16 protein-coding genes and 1 pseudogene are annotated in these 16978 nt (G+C 56.8%); 6 read left to right on the plus strand and 11 right to left on the minus strand.

Annotated elements, in window-relative coordinates; translation table 11 throughout:
• Positions 1–41 precede the first annotated feature (41 nt).
• Positions 42–245, plus strand: a complete 204-nt coding sequence (locus FCU66_RS28685) for a hypothetical protein (RefSeq protein ID WP_136620899.1) — start codon at positions 42–44, stop codon at positions 243–245.
• Positions 246–578: 333 nt separating this feature from the next.
• Here the strand turns inward: FCU66_RS28685 and FCU66_RS28690 are convergent.
• The 8 genes and pseudogenes from FCU66_RS28690 to FCU66_RS28725 form a co-directional block, all read right to left on the minus strand.
• Positions 579–1355: pseudogene (locus FCU66_RS28690) on the minus strand (IS110 family RNA-guided transposase); the annotation flags it as partial.
• A gap of 84 nt (positions 1356–1439) precedes the next feature.
• Positions 1440–2051 (minus strand): tyrosine-type recombinase/integrase, encoded by a 612-nt coding sequence (locus FCU66_RS42160; RefSeq protein WP_246094053.1) that lies wholly within the window; start codon positions 2049–2051, stop codon positions 1440–1442.
• The gene (locus tag FCU66_RS42165; protein ID WP_246094054.1) at positions 2011–2415 is read right to left on the minus strand and encodes a site-specific integrase; all 405 of its coding nucleotides are present in this window, start codon (positions 2413–2415) and stop codon (positions 2011–2013) included. Before FCU66_RS42165 ends, FCU66_RS42160 begins: the two co-directional genes overlap by 41 nt.
• The gene (locus tag FCU66_RS42170) at positions 2412–3041 is read right to left on the minus strand and encodes a tyrosine-type recombinase/integrase (RefSeq protein ID WP_246094055.1); all 630 of its coding nucleotides are present in this window, start codon (positions 3039–3041) and stop codon (positions 2412–2414) included. Before FCU66_RS42170 ends, FCU66_RS42165 begins: the two co-directional genes overlap by 4 nt.
• 85 nt (positions 3042–3126) lie before the next feature.
• Entirely contained in the window at positions 3127–3777 is a 651-nt protein-coding gene (locus FCU66_RS42175; protein WP_246094056.1) for a hypothetical protein, read from the minus strand.
• Positions 3774–4352 (minus strand): tyrosine-type recombinase/integrase, encoded by a 579-nt coding sequence (locus tag FCU66_RS28705; protein ID WP_136620898.1) that lies wholly within the window; start codon positions 4350–4352, stop codon positions 3774–3776. Before FCU66_RS28705 ends, FCU66_RS42175 begins: the two co-directional genes overlap by 4 nt.
• A gap of 499 nt (positions 4353–4851) precedes the next feature.
• Positions 4852–5661 carry an IclR family transcriptional regulator gene (locus FCU66_RS28720; RefSeq protein WP_136620897.1) on the minus strand — a complete coding sequence of 270 codons (810 nt, stop codon included), beginning with the start codon at positions 5659–5661 and terminating at the stop codon, positions 4852–4854.
• Between the two features lie 201 nt (positions 5662–5862).
• Entirely contained in the window at positions 5863–7026 is a 1164-nt protein-coding gene (locus tag FCU66_RS28725) for an NAD-dependent epimerase/dehydratase family protein (RefSeq protein WP_246094057.1), read from the minus strand.
• A 298-nt stretch (positions 7027–7324) separates the two neighbouring features.
• On the opposite strand from FCU66_RS28725, the gene alr reads away from it, so the two are divergent.
• Genes alr through FCU66_RS28740 form a run of 3 tightly spaced genes read left to right on the plus strand, consistent with a single transcriptional unit; the run spans position 7325 to position 10290 of the window.
• Positions 7325–8446, plus strand: a complete 1122-nt coding sequence (alr, locus tag FCU66_RS28730; protein ID WP_168992080.1) for an alanine racemase — start codon at positions 7325–7327, stop codon at positions 8444–8446.
• 55 nt (positions 8447–8501) lie between these two features.
• Positions 8502–9422 (plus strand): DMT family transporter, encoded by a 921-nt coding sequence (locus tag FCU66_RS28735; protein ID WP_136620896.1) that lies wholly within the window; start codon positions 8502–8504, stop codon positions 9420–9422.
• Positions 9415–10290 (plus strand): TIGR01459 family HAD-type hydrolase, encoded by an 876-nt coding sequence (locus tag FCU66_RS28740; protein WP_136620895.1) that lies wholly within the window; start codon positions 9415–9417, stop codon positions 10288–10290. The genes FCU66_RS28735 and FCU66_RS28740 overlap by 8 nt, the downstream gene beginning before the upstream one ends.
• Positions 10291–10626: 336 nt before the next feature.
• Here FCU66_RS28740 and FCU66_RS28745 read toward each other — a convergent pair whose 3' ends face one another.
• From FCU66_RS28745 to dctP, 3 genes are all read right to left on the minus strand, one after another.
• The gene (locus tag FCU66_RS28745; RefSeq protein ID WP_136620894.1) at positions 10627–11775 is read right to left on the minus strand and encodes a mandelate racemase/muconate lactonizing enzyme family protein; all 1149 of its coding nucleotides are present in this window, start codon (positions 11773–11775) and stop codon (positions 10627–10629) included.
• Between the two features lie 22 nt (positions 11776–11797).
• On the minus strand, positions 11798–12802 hold the full coding sequence (locus FCU66_RS28750) for a C45 family autoproteolytic acyltransferase/hydrolase (RefSeq protein ID WP_136620893.1): 1005 nt from the start codon (positions 12800–12802) through the stop codon (positions 11798–11800).
• Positions 12803–12914: 112 nt separating this feature from the next.
• Positions 12915–14075 (minus strand): TRAP transporter substrate-binding protein DctP, encoded by a 1161-nt coding sequence (gene dctP, locus FCU66_RS28755; RefSeq protein ID WP_246094058.1) that lies wholly within the window; start codon positions 14073–14075, stop codon positions 12915–12917.
• Positions 14076–14310: 235 nt separating this feature from the next.
• Here dctP and FCU66_RS28760 point away from each other — a divergent pair, with 235 nt between their 5' ends.
• Together FCU66_RS28760 and hutI are read left to right on the plus strand one after the other, a co-directional pair.
• Positions 14311–15465 carry a M24 family metallopeptidase gene (locus FCU66_RS28760; protein ID WP_246094059.1) on the plus strand — a complete coding sequence of 385 codons (1155 nt, stop codon included), beginning with the start codon at positions 14311–14313 and terminating at the stop codon, positions 15463–15465.
• Positions 15455–16774, plus strand: coding sequence for an imidazolonepropionase (gene hutI, locus FCU66_RS28765; RefSeq protein WP_136620890.1), 1320 nt, complete (start codon positions 15455–15457; stop codon positions 16772–16774). The genes FCU66_RS28760 and hutI overlap by 11 nt, the downstream gene beginning before the upstream one ends.
• The last annotated feature ends 204 nt before the right edge of the window (positions 16775–16978 follow it).

Below are 16978 nucleotides of genomic sequence, written 5' to 3' on the forward strand. Positions count from 1 at the left end.
GCGCGTGATTGTCGGAAGCCGCCCAAGCGACGCGAGTAACCATGAAACGTGTGGAAAAAGCACGGCCTTTCGTGCCGACCGAAATCCATGTCGGCACGGTCATGGACGAGAAAGGCACCCTTGGCATTCTCTCGATCCGGACAACTGAAGGCCTACTAGACATCGCGCTGGACCGGCATGCCGCCGACACCATCATGAAGGCGATCGGCACAATCCGCTTAAAACTGGACCCCAGGGGGAGCTAGATGTCGCGCTGCATTTAAAGGTGAGACATCTCGCCTAATGATATCGAGACCGGTAACTTCTTCTGTGGTTGCCGCCTGTGATGCAAGAAGTTTTTGATCCTTATGGAGTGGTGATCGAGTGCGGTCTTCTGTAAGGCCTTTGAATGCGGCCCTTTCAGAAGCCGCTGGCCGGTATGGTGATCCGCGGATCGGGTCCATATCTCTGGGACGAGCTCACAGGCTCGGAGAAATTATCTGGTTTTCCCGATCCAGATCTGTTCGATCATTTTGCCCATTCAGGACGTCGCCTTCTCGCCTCCCCGTTGCCAGCGTCAGCCTTGCGCAGCCTCTTGATCAGGCTACGGTTGCTGCTGCCGGAACCCGGTAATCCTGCTGCTTTGTCAGCATGGCCCAGATTGTCCGGGCCATCTTGTTAGCGAGCGCGATCGCAACCAGCATCCGTGGTTTGCGCGCCATCATCTGCGCCAGCCAAGAACCTTCCGGGATCGATTTACGACCCATCCAGTTCAGACGGGACATTGCGCCGATAATCAACAATCTACGCAGATCAGCTTGCCCTGCCTTGGAAACGCGCCCGAGCCGTTCTTTGCCCCCGGAGGAGAATTGACGCGGAACCAGGCCGAGCCAGGCAGCGAAGTCGCACTTGAAGCTACCCATTGGCGGGGCAAAGGCTTCGAATGCCAGGGCGGTCAAGGGGCCAACGCCGGGCATGGTCTGCAGTCGCCGCGCCGTGTCAGCCTCAGCCGCCAGCGTCTTGATCGTGTCAGTCCTGGCATTGATGCGCACCGTTTTCTCGGCGATCTGTTCCAGCAAGTCGCGGCATTCTTCACGCAACAAGTCAGGTAAGTCGCTGTTCGATGCCTCCAGGATCTCTTCGATCCGCTTGATCTGGCGAATTCCCTGCGGAACAACGTGGCCGTATTCATAGAGGCAGGCCCGCAGTGCGTTGACCAGTTCAGTGCGTTGATGGACCAGTCGTTCCCGAGCGCGCAACAAAATTGCCAGGCTTTGCTGGTCCGCTGATTTCGGTTCGACAAAACGCATGGCCGGTCGGCTGGCCGCCTCCACGATCGCTTCCGCATCCGTTGCGTCGTTTTTCTGCCGCTTCAATAATCGTCAGGTGACCATAATGCGGAGGAGCGCGGTCTGATCGGCAGGTTCCCGCCGTTTTTGTCCATGTTCCTCCGCATTATTTCAGAGCGTGTCGAGCCAGGCGAGCACGCTCGCATCGCGCTTCCAAGATGGCTGGCCGCCGGGTGTGGTTGGAGCGGCGACCTTTTCCAAGGCTTTCCGCTTCGTTTCCAGATTGGCCCTGGCATAGTGGTTGGTCGTGTCGAGGCTCACATGGCCGAGCCAGCTTCGGATGACCGTAACGTCGACGCCCGCCGAGATGAGGTGCACGGCGGTGGCGTGCCGGAAGGCGTGTGGCGTTACGTGCTTGGCACGCAGCGTTTGCATGGTTTCGGCCGCCGCCCTCACGTAGGCGGCGAGCTTGAACCGGACCCCTGAGGCGCTGAGCGGCTCACCATAGCGGTTGACAAACAGCCGCTGGTCGGGCGCTCGCGGTCGCCGTTCAAGCAGTTTCTTCAGCAACATCACGGTTTCCGGCCAGAGCGGGCAGATACGTTCCTTCCGGCCCTTGCCGGTCAGACGCACGCAGTTCGGGCTTTCGAACCGGATTGCTTCGGGGCATAGGTCAAGCGCTTCCTGTATTCGTGCGCCGCTGTTGTAGAGGAACGAGAGCAGCGCATGATCGCGCATGCCCTCAACGGTCGAACGATTTGGCTGAGCGAGGATCGCGGTCACTTCCGCCGGATCCAGATAGCAAGGTTCCGACACCGGAGCGCGCTTGATCGGGATGTGGAGGACTTCGACGCATTGCGCGATCGATGCGGGGTCCCTGGTGGCCACGAAGTTGAAGAAGCTGCGGATCGCAGCCGCCACGTTCATGTTCGGCGTGGCGGAGGAACGCGGCGATTTCGTTGGCGGCCAGATCGGCCAGCGTGATCATAGCCACCTTCTTCCCAGCACGCTGCGCAACGAACCGAAGCAGCAGCCGCCAGGTATCGCGGTAGGACCGGACTGTGTGGATGGACGCGTTGCGCTGCTCGACCAGCCATTCATAGAAGAACGCGCGCAGCAGGACCGGGAACCGATCATCCCTGCTCATGACCCGACCTCCTGCCGCAGATTGAGGCATGGTGCGCCAACTGCCCGGAACCGCTCATTTGCATAATGCAGCAGGTCCTGCGTCACCGTGATGTAGACCAGGGTAGAGTTGATGTCCCGATGGCCGAGGTAGGTCGCGAGGAACGGCAGGCGATCCTGTGGATTGATGTCCGTCCGGTACCATTCGAGGATTCTGTTCACGACCATGGAGTGACGCAGATCATGAACACGAGGGCCCGTTTTTCCTCGCAATGGCTTCAACCCAGCGCGGCGTATGACATCGGCAAGCAGCCAGGTGATCATTTCCGGCGTGTAATGGCCGTCGCCTCGCTCGTGCCAGAACAGGCCGGAGCGCGCGTCCTGTGATCCACCGGCACGCCGCCGCGCATCGATGTAGGCCCGGAGCTCGACTACAACGCTGTCGGGTAGCGGCAGAATCCGGGTTTTGAAGAACTTGGTCTGCCGGATGGTTATCGTACCGTCCCGCAGGTCGACGTCACCAAGATCGAGACGGGCAAGCTCGCCGCGCCGTAAGCCTGCGCAATAAGCCAGCAGCAGCATCGTGTACATGCTCAGCGGTCGAAGCGGCACCCGTGGCGACGGATAGGTACGTGCGACGTCGAGCATCTGTCGCACGTCGGCAGGCGAGTAGATATGGGGCTTTCGCCATTGGCTGGCGGCCTGCTTCCTCGGTCTCGGGTCCGGTCGCCGCTCAGGCATCGACGGGTCGCGGTGACGAAGGATTTTCGCCAAGACGCGCTTGAGCTTTTCGCATTCCTCCGCGTGGTGACGCGTGCCATTCGCTGCCGCCCATCGATCGATCATGGCGCTCAGCGGTTCGGTTTCCGGTCCGGGATGCGACTGCAGGAACCGGTCGAACCGCAAGAGCAACAGCTGCGAAGTGTATTTGTATCCTCTGCGCCGCATCATCGCGACATGCTCGGCCATCATTTTTCCCAGTACGCTGCCGAAACGGCCTGGGCTGGCGCAGTTCGGCAAGAGCCTGTTCCGGATCCCGCGACGCCAATGCCCGCCAGATCGGCATGCTCTGCTTGATATTGCACTCATCGCGCAGAGCGGCGACGGGATTGCGTTCGATCGCGCCGATTTCCACCAGGCGTTCGAGGAACCGGTCAATGATGCGGGTGCGGTGCAAGAGCGTGGATGCCGCCCGACGAATGGCTGATTCTCGTAGCCAGGCCAGCAGCACCTCCTGATTGAGTGCCTCGTAACGTTCGGCGACATCCTGGAAGCCATGCAAGACCTGCCGATAACAGGTTCGGCTTTTCATGCTGCGCAGATCAAGGCTCGCGACATAACGGCCGATGTTCGCGCGGTCGGGATCGGGCCAGCGGGCGGTCATGCCAGCACCTCCATGCCCGGCACGTCAAGCGCGATAGTCCGGAGGTCCTCCGTAGCAAGCTTGAGGTAGGGAGCCGTCGATCCTGTCGAACGGTGTCCCAGGAGGTCGCCGATGACCTTTTGAGGCACCGCGGCCCGCAGCATTTCGACCGCGCGCGCATGACGGAAGATATGAGGTCCACACTTACCTGGCGGTTGGACGCCAGCGTCACGGAGCCGCCGGCGAACAACGCTGTAAAGCTTGTCGAGCTTGCGATAGGGCGCGCGCGTGCGGATGAAGATCTCCCTGGCATCGGTCACGGGCCGTCCGGAACGCAGATAGGCGAGCACCGCTTCGCCGACCGGCTCAAGCAGGGGCAGGAATGTGGTGGGTCGTGTCTTGTAGTGTCGAACATGGATGGCTTCCGTTCGCCAGTCGATGTCCTCGATCCGTAGATGGCGGATCTCTCCAGACCGTAGACCATATGCTGCAAGGAGTTGCAGGATCGCATGGTCTCGCAACCCCGCCGATGTCTTGTCCTTCTTGGCGCTCTCCAGCACAGCGGCTATCTGGCCGCGGTCCAGGACTGACGGCACTCCTTCGTATTGCATAAAGCGTCGGGGCTATGACGTGCCCTGACAGGTCCGTCGTGACGCGACCTGTGATGTGGAGATAACGCAGCAGCGAGCGAAGGCGCTCTGCTACAGCCTTCAGTGAGCAGCGCGTCAGTTTTGAAGGACGCGGAGGCGAAATTCTCCGCCTCCCCATGCATCTCACGCAGCGGTTTCGCGAGGCGCTTGCAGCCGAATTCGGAGAGCCGGTATCACGTTCGAGAAGAACTCCGCAGTCTCCTCGTTGATAGGTATGCGCCGCCTACAGCCCATTGATTCCGCGTGTTTCTGAACATTGAGGTTTCTGCCAGAAGGTTTCGGCAGGAGCTGGAGATTTGGCATCCTGGATGGCGAGGGATTTGTTGGGCGATGCGAAGTTGTCGAGCCTCGTCGTGGAAACCGGCGATGATCTGAAGGCGCGGATTGTCGCTCATGCCGCGACCGGCAAGCTTCGGCTGTGTGAATGATATCGCGCCATTCATTGCTACTGCTCCTTGGGGCGGGCAGAAATCACAATTTGCTGTATGGTTTGAATCTCGCGCCTCATCCACCTCAGGAGCTTCGGAATCCGCTCTTGCGGCATGTGTGCAGTTGTCGCCTTGATAGCCAAGGCCCCCACGACATCCTTGCCAGGCGGTCGGATCGGCAACGCTAGCGATGAAATTCCAGCTACGAGATGGCCCCCATCTAGAGCATACCCTAACTTACGGATGCCCGGCAGTTGGTGCAGGATTTCCTCTGCTGTTAGGCCGTTGAAAGCGTGGTACAGGGGGGCGTCGGCGCTTATGATTTCATTGGCTTCTTCAGGCGGCAAAAAAGCCAGAATTGCAAGGCTTGCTGAACCGACCCCCAGCGGCACCTGGTTCCACATGTGACGGGCCACGCGGTCAATGGGGTAGGTCCCCTCTTGCCAGTCTAAGCACACACTATGGAAGCCGCTTCGCGCCACCAGAGAGACAGAATTCCCCGTTTTGGCTGCCAGCCGCAATAGCGCGGGGCGGCAGCAACGACGTAAAGTCGTGCTTTCAACGGCCCTGACTCCGAGCGTGTATAATAACAAACCCAAGCGGTAACGCCTCGTTGAGGGATCTCTCTCAAGTAATAAATGCCGTTCAAGCGCGCTAACGATCCGATGCGTTGTTGACATGGTGAGGCCGAAAGTTTTCGCCATTTCGTGCACGCGCGCCCCTTCGTCCCCCACCTCGGCAAGATAGTTTAGAAGAGCCACTGAGCGGTCGAGAAGCTGTGCGCCCTTCACTTCTTCTGTTTCAGCCTTATTGATTTGCCTTCTCACGATGGTACGCCTCAAGGTTGCAAAACCGGTCGACTGCTAGGGTACTCAGTGGAAAAAACGGTGTGCCAAGTACTGCCGGAGGCCGGCTGTTTTTTGCGATCAGGCGAGACGCTTGCGGTGGCAGACAACCTACAGGCGTTCGGTGGGGTGACAGGGCTCAGATCGAACAAACAGCTGTACATTGGCAGGCCGGGCCGCGAGTTATGAAATCAGGCGGGCGTGAGTGGCGCCTGATTGAAGGCGACAGCAATATTCCGCATATTTGGCTGCCAACTCCTCTGCGCGTTTTTCGCACTCATCCAGTGCCATTGCTTCGCAATCGTAGCCGAGCAGATCACGCAGGATTCCTGCCGATTCTCCTGTGAAGCGCACAGTACCGTCGCTTTCGACCGCCTCGATCCCATCGTACGTCTGGCATTGCGAATTGATCTCCACCGCATCGTCCAATGACAAGCCTTGAGGCAGTTCGATCGAAATACCAGTTGGAGCAATCCTGACGGGATAGCCTCCCACGAGACCTAGTGGTCCCGGCGCGTGAACAACGCGGTCCAAGTGATCGGCAAAGGCACGTAGAGTCGCTGTCGCTGACGAAGCAGTGACGGATTGCCCCGCTAGGCCTTTCACCCGGCGGAAACGTCCGGCTACATTCGCGAAGATCTCATCGTGCCCCAGGTCCTGTGGCTTAACTTCCTGGCCGCTCCGATATATGGTCAAGTGATAGGGTGCCCCGTCCGTGGAACCGGTGCTCGGCATACGATAACTGACATAATGTTGGGCAAAAAACTGCACATCCACCGCTTTCAGTTCGCAACCCAGAAGATGTGCGGCTGCCAACCTGATGCCCGGCACGGCATTTGCGATGTTACCGATCCCAATAGTCGGCGAGAGACCCTCGGCCGCGAGCGCGGCATTCGTCACGTCAGGGTAGGATGCGTTTACGACGATGCTCTCCACACCGGCTTCCCGCACGGCCCTCATGAGGCGTCGTACGAGCACTAGATGCATAGGCGTCCATACGCCGCCGCGTGCTCGATCGATCTGCTGATATGCATCGGTCGGCAATTGAGTTATCCGCCACCAGGAATGCAAAGTCGTGGCATTAAAAATTATATCAGGACGGAGGGCCGCTAGGCGCTCTGCTGTAGCCTCCGTATTCATCAAATCCAGCGGAACTACCTCGATGGCCGGAGAGAGCCCGAGGTTTACGGCGGTGTACTTCGCGAGGTTGACCCTCAACGAGGCCCGCTGCAGATCTCGCGCTCCAACATGCAGATCGTAAGGTCTGCCACTTTGGCTGAGAAAATCAAGAACGGCCCCACCAAGTACGCCGTGCCCAACAATCAGGATCTTTACGCGGCCATTCACTGCAGATCTCCAGGTTCGTTGCCGAAGAATGTTGTAACGTGGAGCCAGCAAGGATGGAAGGAGAGCTCTGTGAATTTTATGTTACACGTGTGAAAACAAGTTGTAATATAAGTTTTACATTAATTATAGTGTCATTACTATGCTTTGAGCAGTTTATCTGTTATTCGATACCTATATCAATACTCACTGACGTGCGGCAAGAGGTATGGAGTGCGGCCGAGCAATGTGACGGTCTACATGCCGCCCGGTAAATTTGCGGTGCTTCGAAAGGCGGGCCGACGATGGTGGAGAGCAAGACATGTTGACCTCGGCACCACCTGCCGATGTTGTACTCGAAATCGATCTCAGCGCGATTCAGGCGAACTTTCAGACCATATCGGCCCTCGTTGGGCCACAGGTAAGGGTAGCCGCGGTCGTCAAAAGCGACGCCTACGGGCTTGGCTTGGTTAAGATTGCAGGCGCGCTCATTGACGCCGGATGTGATCTGCTGTTCGTCGGCAATCTGCACGAAGCGCTGCTTCTGAGGTCTTCCCACAGGGGCGCGGCAGTTGCGGTTTTTTGCGATGAGTTTGCGAGGTACGGCGGACACTATCGATCGAACGGCCTTATACCAGTTGTGAACAATTGTGTCGAATTGGATGCCATTAGCGGCGCACGGGAGCCGCAAACATACTTCCTCAACGTGGACACTGGACTTTCTCGCCTTGGTCTCGCTTTCGACGACGTACGGCGCAAGTATCTTTATGGTATCTTCGAGCGGCGTCCGCCTTCGGTCGTACTCAGCCACCTCGCATGCAGCGAACGCGCTGGGGACGCAATGAATTTGCTACAAAGGAACCGCTTTCGGGCGACGTCAGATCTGCTTAAACCGACACTTCGTAGCCTCGCGGCCTCCGCCGGTGTGTGGCTAGGGGAACGCTATCACTTCGATATGGTGCGCGTGGGCTCGGCCCTTTATGGACTTAACAATGCCGGCATCCGGCCAAATCCTCTAAAGCCCGTTGCCAGCCTCACGGCAAAGACACTCGAGGTGCGCAAGGTAGCAAGGGGGGAGGCAGTTGGATACGGTCCGACTTTTCGCACGGCCCGAGCCAGCCGCATAGCGATCGTCGCGATCGGCTATAAGCATGGGCTTCCATGGGGCTGCGCCAACAAGATATCCGTCCGGTTTGGTGGATATTCTGCTCCTTTAGTCGGAAGGGTGTCCATGGAATACATAACGATTGATGTAACGGATGTTCCTGAAACGCTCTGTGGTCCGGGTACGAATGTGGAACTGCTGGGCGACGATTTCACGGTCGATGACCTTGCCGCGACCGCTGGCGTTCATCCACAAGAAGTGCTCACGCGGCTTGGTGTCGGTTGCGCAAGGCGGTATTTGGATGGTTCTTCGCATCTGCGAGGTTCCCGGGCAATTTGACTAATGCAGGCCCTCGCCACGATCCGCGCGGGTAGAGCGAAGAGGCCCGACTGCCTTGCTTCTAGATAGTTATTCGAAAGGGCTTCTTTTTGTCACGATCTCTGCAGTCGCGTGGAGCACCGCAGGGCTGTTCGTTAGGGTTCTGCCACTTGACGCTTGGACAATTTTGTTCTGGCGCAGTCTGTTTGCAGCGGCGTTCCTGGCAATTCATCTCTTTGTAGATGGGCCAAGACATAGCCTCCGCCCAACGGGGCGAGGGATGATTGTTGCAGCCTCGTTGGCAATCGCCCTGCTAGCGTTCATCCCAGCGTGTCAGTTGACCTCGATCGCCAACGTAGCAGTCCTCTATGGGACGACACCGATCTTCACGGCCATCCTGGGGTGGCTTTGGCTGGGAGAGACAATTCGTCCTGCGACCATGTTGGCAATAGTAACGATGTCTGCAGGCACCGGCGTGCTCGTCTGGGGCACAAGTCTCGACTCCGAGTTTGTTGGCAACGCTCTTGCCGTCGCCATGACCTTCATGACCGCGTTTGTTGCTGTGTGTATCCGCCGGTACCGCGAAGAATCCCTTCTGGCTTCTATCTGCGCGGCCAACGTTTTCGTCTCACTGGTCAGCTCGTGCTTCACCGCGCCGCTATTACCAAGTCTGAGACATCTGGTTTATCTTGCCCTTTTTGGCCTAGTGCAAGTGGGATTGGCTTTTGTGTTCTATTCGGCTGGCGCTCGTCGCGTTCCAGCTTCGCAAGCCTCCTTGATTGGAGCGCTAGAAACGCCGCTCGCTCCGTTTTGGGTGTGGCTCGCATTCGGCGAAACACCCTCCCTGTCGACCCTCGTTGGGGGTGGGATCATTACCGCATCAACAGTTGGATACCTTCTAGGGATGGCCAGACTCGCGGCACGCCGTAGCGCTGACGGTCGGCTGTCTCAGGAGTTGCAGGAAGGCGTGAAAAAAGGAGCTAAGCTCAATGGATAATTTGCAACCACCAATCATAATTGAAGGCATTGCGGAGATTATAGAAAAGTATCGCGCCGTCATTTTGGATCTTTGGGGCGTCTTGCACGACGGGAAAGTGGCCTTTCCTCACGCGATCACTGCCCTGAATGCTTTGCGAAACAAGCAGCTTGCTATCTGCCTCCTTTCGAACTCTCCCCGTCGCGCCTACCAAGTTTCTAAACACTTACGGTCGATGGGAATAGAGCCATCTCAATATAACTATATTGTGACGTCTGGAGAGCTGGTTTACAAGGCGTTAGAAAATGTCTCAGACGACTGGCATAGAGCACTAGCATCTCGCTACTTCCACATCGGACCACCTGAGCTGGCGGGCTTGCTCCGGGGGTTACATCGGTTCGAGGTCTTTTCACCTCGGGAAGCCGACTTTATTTTAACCACCGGAGGGAGCGCTCTGCCGCCAGATGAAGTTGCGGCACTGTTGAAGGAATGTGCTTTGCGCAAACTTCCAATGGTCTGCGCGAATCCCGATCTGATCGTTTTAGTTGGCGATCAACTTGTTCTTTGTGCGGGGGCGCTCGCCGAGCAATACGAAGCGTTGGATGGAGAGGTTTTCTACCATGGAAAGCCGTATTCATCGGCTTACCGACGTGCACTCGACCTCCTCGGCTACGAAAGACATGAAGTGCTCGCAGTGGGTGATTCGCTACGGACCGACGTTGCGGGTGGTCGAAACGAGGGTATGGACGTGCTCTTCATTGCCAGCGGCATACATAGGGACGCGGCTGGTGACTTCAAAGCAGGCATATTCCCCAGTGCGCTGCTCCAACAGTTCTTTGCCGGAGAACCAGTCGTTCCCACGTTCGCTGCTTCCCTCTTTAGGTGGTAGGAAAGGAAAGGTGACGAGAATGACCACCCTTGGCTGTTAATTGATTTCAAGGATGATCTCGATTTGAGAATCTGAGCTGACGGATTTGGACAACCACGGTGCGCGCGTCAATATCGAGTTTTTCACGACGCCGCCCGGATCATCTCCACCGCGGCTGAATACTCGGCCACGCTCTCAAGCGTCTACGCAGCAGGTTGAACTTGATGGATTGCTGGCGAGAGCAATTCGAGGGTCGCCGCAGGTGAACGATTGGACTCCTCGACAGTCATTATCGATGAGGCCACGGGTAGCATAATCTCGAAAGCCGGACTCGCGGAAGTCTATCGGAGCGGATACCTATGTGCATGAAGCCCAGAGGTACGGTTCGATGTTTCGTTTTATAAGAACTGCTCCCATTCCGGGCGCATCAGAAATTTCGAAATATCCGGAACTGATCGACGGCGGATTCTCAAGAACCTCAACATATCCATCATCCTCCTTAAAAGCCGGATAATGCTCATGGATCATGAAATTCGTGATATTGGCTTCAATCTGTAGCGTTGCATTTTCGATTAGACTGCTTCCGCACACATGTGGAGCTACACGCATATTGTAGACTTCTGCCATCGCGCAAATTTTCTTCGTCTCCATCAAGCCTCCGGCCGTCCCAATATCAGGCTGGATAATCCCGCAAGCCTGCAACTCGAAGATCTTACGGAACCCAAATCTTGTATAGACACGTTCTCCAACCGCTATCGGCAAGGGAATTTGTTCCGAAATTACTTTCAGCGCCCCGTTGTCGAATGGATCGCAGGGTTCTTCAACAAAGCAAATATCGAGCTCACCGATTTTGCGGCAAAACCGGATCGTCTCATCGGTAGTCAAGCCCCCACTGAGATCGACCATGAGCTCAATTTCGGGCCCGGCCGCATCACGGACTGCCTTGACCCGGCGGTATGCAATCTCAATTGCTTCAGCTGACATCGATCGTCGAGTTACGTGTTGCAAAGCCGAGCCGACCCGCTGTGCCAAAGGGTAGAATTTGAGCGCCCCATATCCCTCCTTTAGAGGGCGTTCTACCGCACGGGCAAAATCGTCCGGCGTGTCAGCCGCACCGTACCAACCGTTCGCGTAGGCGCGCACCCGGTCGCGGATCTTTCCGCCGAAAAGCTCATAAACGGGGACCCCGAGACATTTGCCTTTGATGTCCCAGAGAGCCTGCTCTATCGCGCTGATGCCGGCAAAGATAATCGCGCCACCATTCTTTGCCCAGAACGAATGATCGTACATTGTTGACCACAGCTCTTCGATCCGAGATGGGTCTTTGCCGATTAAGAATCTCTCCGAGAGATCCTTGATCATCCCTGCCGCTGCGGTCCCGCCAACGCCGTAGGCTATTCCCGCCTCGCCAGCCCCCGTTATGCCTTCGTCCGTCGAGATTTCAACTAAGACAGGATGGAGGCGCCCAGATTTGAGCAAATAGATATTTACACCGGTAATTTTCATAGTCGCCTCGCAATATGTTATCTTACAGGCTGACGCGCTGATACTCGGTAGCTGAGGGCATTCCTCGAGCCAGAAACAAGGTTCTGTTCCAGCACTGCATGACGACCGAAAAGGCCGTCTGAGTCGGCTCACGCAACGAGGTCTGCTTGCAGACCGAGTCAGGTGCATTTGTCCGATCCCGAAGAATATCCATGACCTCGCAGGCGTCTGTGCAGCCTGCTTCTCGTATTTTCAGAACCTCGAGGCGCTTCTGGCTCGACGGATATTGCCTGGCCAAAAGCTCCGAATCTTCATCAGCGCGAATTTGATCATTCAAGGCATGATTGGTGTGGGCAAAGAATGAACCCGATCTGCACACCGACACGCCATGTCTCGCAGAGACCTCTATCGAGGCGATTTGGTTTGACGCATCGCCGAAAAGATATGCCCGACCAGCCATATGCGGCAGAGACTTTGCCGCTTCGATTGCTGCATTGGCGTCTGGGCAGCCAAGAAAAACGCGGCGAACGATTTGGCTTGGAATTCCGTCGCAACATGACTTCAAGACAAGGTCATTGTTGACGAACCCAAAGCCGGCTCGGTTGACCCCTAACCAACCGAGGCCACCTACCGCTGCCACGGTAGCGAATTCGAAGCCACTTGTTCCTACATGAACGAAAAGAGCCTGTTCCGCATCGCTCCCGGGCGGCCCGTCCCAGTTCTGTGCAACCAGCGCTCCCTCACGCGTTTGCACTGCCAGACCGCTGCAGCCCGTCGCCGTAGGCGGCGAAAGAAGTTCAAATGAGCTACGCAGGACGATACCCGACACCTCGAGGCCGGCACCGTCCGCGATTCCGCGCAACTCGGCTCCGACATGAGGAGCCATCACTTCGATCGTCGCCAGAACATCGCTGGCGCGACTGTGTGCCTGGGACAGATCCGCGGCTGACAAGGATGCTAAACGACGGCCGAGGGCCTGACCGATTGCGTCGGCGAACCGATTGCCATGCTGAAAGCCACGCTCATATGGAGAGCCCGACAGTACCATGATTGGGATAGGTTCCGCAGACGCCATCGCAATTGCGACCTTTGCGACAAAGACAATTATGGCCCCCTCTTAGGCCACACGATTTTCTTGTCAAGAAAATTCATGCACCGTCTCAGACCCCGGCCAAGGCGCTAATCTCCTTGACAAGGCCACTGCGCCAGGCGCCTTCCTTTTCCATCTCTTCAAAAACCTGGCGCGACTTTACCCGCCACGCCTTCACTCCTACGTTACAGAGAACCGCTCCGTCCTCCTCCAATAGGTCAGGCAAAAAATCATGCGTGTGTCCAAGCAAATTCGAACAAAATTCCGCAGCCTCGACGGCAGCTTGTTCCAGCCCGGTTTGAATGTGTGGAGCGAGAATTTGATAACGCTGTAGGTTCATTGCAAATGTCAGGTCGAGCGGCCGGTAGTCCAATGCCGTCATGAACCGAGCAAATCGCGTGAAACGCATGCTCACAACATGACTGAGATTGGTAATCATCGCTGCAAATTTGCCGTCCTGGAACGCGTCCACCACCTCATTCCACGGAACGACGACAGGTCGGCACCCCATAATCTCGAGATAACGGAACATGGTATCGTTTTCAGGGCACCTTATGGGCAAGTCTCTTAGGTCATCCGGAGATAAGATAGGGGTTCGCGATAACAAAACTAGGGAAGGACCCCGCTTCCACTTCAAGCTCGGATTTAGAAGTTCGACCGAATTGCTTCGGAGGGCCTGCCTGACTTCTCGATCGAACAAGGAACTCTCCGAGAATCGTTCTAGATGCTTTTCATCGTCGAAACAAAACGGGAGTGATGCTAGTTTAACGGGATCCGAATAGTGCTGAAAAAACCCCAGGCTTTCAACGAAAATGTCAATAATTCCGTTGACGAGGGCGCGCACTTGAGTTTCAGCGGGACCAAGTTGCCCCCCGGGAAAGACCGAAATCGCAAGATCGTATCCAGTTTTTTCGCTGACTAGGGACGAGAACATCTCGATAGCTCTGCCCTCAGGATCCCAGGACGGCACCAGAGTGCCCAAACAGCGCGGCATCTCGGAATCCGACTGAAGAAAATATTGCGCTGGCCGATCCAATTCCAGGCCGAAACGCACCAAAGCTGCGATCGACGCCGGGGCCTTTCCCGTTTCAAGCTTCGACAGCTGCGACACAGACATGCTGACCTTTCCGGCCAGCGCCTCGAGACTAAGGCTCTTGGCCTTCCGGGCCTCGCGCAGCCGCTTTCCAACCAAGCCATTGATCTGTTTTTCCACTTCGGATCTTGCGTCCATTACCGCTCCTGCGCGCTTGCCTCGATCGCGGCCGCTACTCTGCACCTAAGGCGGGTGGGGAAGGCAGGGGAAATCTCTGGGCCGTTCAGTACCCCTAACATACTCCTATAGGAAAATACAGGCGGCAGAGGATGCGCAAGAATTTTCTTGACAAGAAAAACGAGTCGTGCGCCCATAGGAGGCATCAAGGCCCGTGATCGACACAGCGCCGCAGATTTAGAGAGAAGATAAAGCCGTGGCTGGACGGAATATGGCGTTTTCGCCTGAAGAATATCGAGAAAGGCTGGCAAAAGTCCAAAAAGCCATTCAACTGCGCGGGATGGTTGGCCTGCTTGTGCATTCGCCGCATAATATCTGCTATCTCACCGGCTATCACACGTCCGGCTTTTTCGCTTACCAGGTCTTGTTTGTCCCGGCCGAAGGAGAGCCTCTGTTATTGGTCCGTGAACTGGAACGAACCAATGCAGACGAGTATTCATGGCTGGCTCTAGACCGGCAGGCTGTTTATCTCGACAACGAAGATCCGGCTTCCGTGACGGGTCGGTGGTTGGCTGAGCTTGGATGGACGGCGGCCAGCGACCCAATCGGCGTCGAAAAAACCTGCTTCAATTTGGCAGTAAAAGACTACGAGGAGCTTTGCCATGCTGCGAGGCCCAATAAAGTAGTTGACGGATCGGGTATCGTCGGTCGTGTGCGGCTCATTAAATCGTCGCAGGAGATTGCTTATGCGCGTCGAGCTGCGGAAATAACCGACATTGCGATGCGTACAGGACTTGAAGCTCTCGCTGTCGGGAAAAAAGAGCTCGAAATCGCAGCGGCGATCCAGGAACAGCAGATCCTAGGCGGTTCCGAGTACACAAGCCTGCCAAACTATCTCTCATCTGGCTATAGAATGAGGATCGGTCATGCCACGCCGACCGAGAAGGTGATCGAGGCCGGCGACGTCCTCAAATTCGAGCTTACTAGCTGCGTGAAGCGTTACAGTGCAGCCATGATGCGTACTGCGGTGATGGGGGCGCCGACTACCGAAATCGCTCGGGCCGCCGATCTCCTGATAAACTGCCAAGACCATGCCTTCAGCATCATGAAGCCAGGCGCAATTGCTGGCGAAGTCGACGCGGCCGTACGCCAACCGGTCTTAGAGGCGGGACTTCGGAAAACCTATCACCCGCGAGTTGGCTATTCCTTGGGCATCGGCTTCCCGCCAGTTTCTGGTGAGTGGGAAGTATGCGACTTCATGGCGGGCGATACTTGGCTGCTCCAGGCGGGAATGATCTTTCACATGCTTGTCAATGCCAACGGCATCTCTTTCAGCGAGACTATCCTGGTGACGGAAACGGGTTCGGAACGCCTGACATCCCTGCCGCGGGAGCTCTACATTGCCCAATAATCCCACCTCGTCGATCCGCGCCACTTCCGGTCCGAATTCCAATCTTGGGAAAGGCGAAGCTGCCGGGCTGCTGATCACGAACATTGCGGAACTAACACCCCTTGATGAATTTGGGCCGGGTCCTCAGAGAGGTGGCCTGAAACACCTAAAGTCGATCAAGAACGCTGCAATCCATGTCGTTGACGGGCGAATAAGGGATTTTGGGCCTGCCGAACGAGTTGCGGCCGGATTGCCGAAGGGAGGAGTGCCTAGAGTTCTTGATGCGCTCGGAGGCGCGGTGGTACCTGGTTTCGTCGACTGCCATACCCACCTGCTCTATAGCGGCTCGCGGGCCGACGAGTACCCAATGCGGGTCGCAGGCGCTAGTTATAGTGAAATCAGTTCCAGCGGCGGCGGCGTCACCCGCACAATTCGCGAAAGCACCGGCGCAACCTCAAGCGAACTGAAGCAGGCGTTGAGGGCGAGGCTGGAGAAAGCCTTGCTGAATGGTACAACGACTGCGGAAATCAAATCCGGTTACTGGGTCGCTCCGGAAGGAGAATGCGCCGCGCTGGATATCATAGCCGAAGTCTCAGCGTCTCAGCCGGTCGACCTCGTTCAAACCTTCCATGTCGCGTTGGGCACGCCGGCACGATTTGGGGGAGCTGGAGAATATGCCAGATACGTCATCGACCACGTTCTACCGGCCGTTGCTCCGTATGCACGCTTCTGCGATGTTGTTTGCGATGTCGGTGCCTTCGCTGACAATGAGGCGCGGCAAATATTGCAAGCAGCAGGCAGGCGCGGTTTAAAGTTCAAGATTCACGCCGATGAATTTTCCGCCGCCGACGGGGCCGAACTCGCAGCGGAGCTTGGCGCTGTTTCAGCCGATCATTTGTGCTTCCTAGGAAAGGATACTGCCCTAACCCTGGCCAAAGCACAAACGGTTGCCGTCTTGCTTCCGGCTACGTGTCACTATCTGCTTGCTCCCAGGTTTGCGGATGCCCGACAACTGATCGAAAGCGGAGTACCGATTGCCCTCGGGACAGATCATGGGCCAGGCAGTCCAACTCTTTCGATGCCATTCGTCATGGGCCTGGCATGTTCCTGGTTGCGTATGGACCCCGCTGAGGCGTTGGTTGCGGCTACTTGGAATGCTGCTTGCGCTATCGGAGCGGCCTCAACCGCCGGCCAGATCGCGGTTGGGCGGCCAGCCGACCTGGTGGTCCTTGAGGCACCGACCTATCGAGATCTGCCATATCTGATCGACCAAAATCTTGTCCGATGCACGCTTAAGGATGGCGCTGTCTTCGGCAAGCACATAAATTAACAACTTCAACAAAGGGGAATAAAGTCGCTGTGCTGACACCAGTAACCCACCACTACATATTGGCACCTAAGCTGGCTGACAGGCGAACGCTGATCGATGACGGGGTCGCAGTAGGTACTGCAGCGCGGCGTGTGCTCTCGGCCCGCGAAGAGGCGGCCGGCCGCCAAAAAAATAGGACGAAACCGCCGATTTCGTCGTCCTTGA

Origin of the sequence: Mesorhizobium norvegicum, assembly GCF_004919685.1 — a bacterium.
In the GTDB taxonomy this organism is placed as follows: Bacteria; Pseudomonadota; Alphaproteobacteria; order Rhizobiales; family Rhizobiaceae; genus Mesorhizobium; species Mesorhizobium norvegicum.

Coding starts and splice junctions, on each gene's coding strand:
- FCU66_RS28740 (WP_136620895.1), top strand. CDS start 9,415: ATGGATAATTTGCAACCACCAATCATAATTGAAGGCATTGCGGAGATT.
- FCU66_RS28745 (WP_136620894.1), bottom strand. CDS start 11,775: ATGAAAATTACCGGTGTAAATATCTATTTGCTCAAATCTGGGCGCCTC.
- dctP (WP_246094058.1), bottom strand. CDS start 14,075: ATGGACGCAAGATCCGAAGTGGAAAAACAGATCAATGGCTTGGTTGGA.
- FCU66_RS42170 (WP_246094055.1), bottom strand. CDS start 3,041: ATGCTCGACGTCGCACGTACCTATCCGTCGCCACGGGTGCCGCTTCGA.
- FCU66_RS28685 (WP_136620899.1), top strand. CDS start 42: ATGAAACGTGTGGAAAAAGCACGGCCTTTCGTGCCGACCGAAATCCAT.
- FCU66_RS42175 (WP_246094056.1), bottom strand. CDS start 3,777: ATGACCGCCCGCTGGCCCGATCCCGACCGCGCGAACATCGGCCGTTAT.
- FCU66_RS42165 (WP_246094054.1), bottom strand. CDS start 2,415: ATGAGCAGGGATGATCGGTTCCCGGTCCTGCTGCGCGCGTTCTTCTAT.
- alr (WP_168992080.1), top strand. CDS start 7,325: ATGTTGACCTCGGCACCACCTGCCGATGTTGTACTCGAAATCGATCTC.
- FCU66_RS28750 (WP_136620893.1), bottom strand. CDS start 12,802: ATGGTACTGTCGGGCTCTCCATATGAGCGTGGCTTTCAGCATGGCAAT.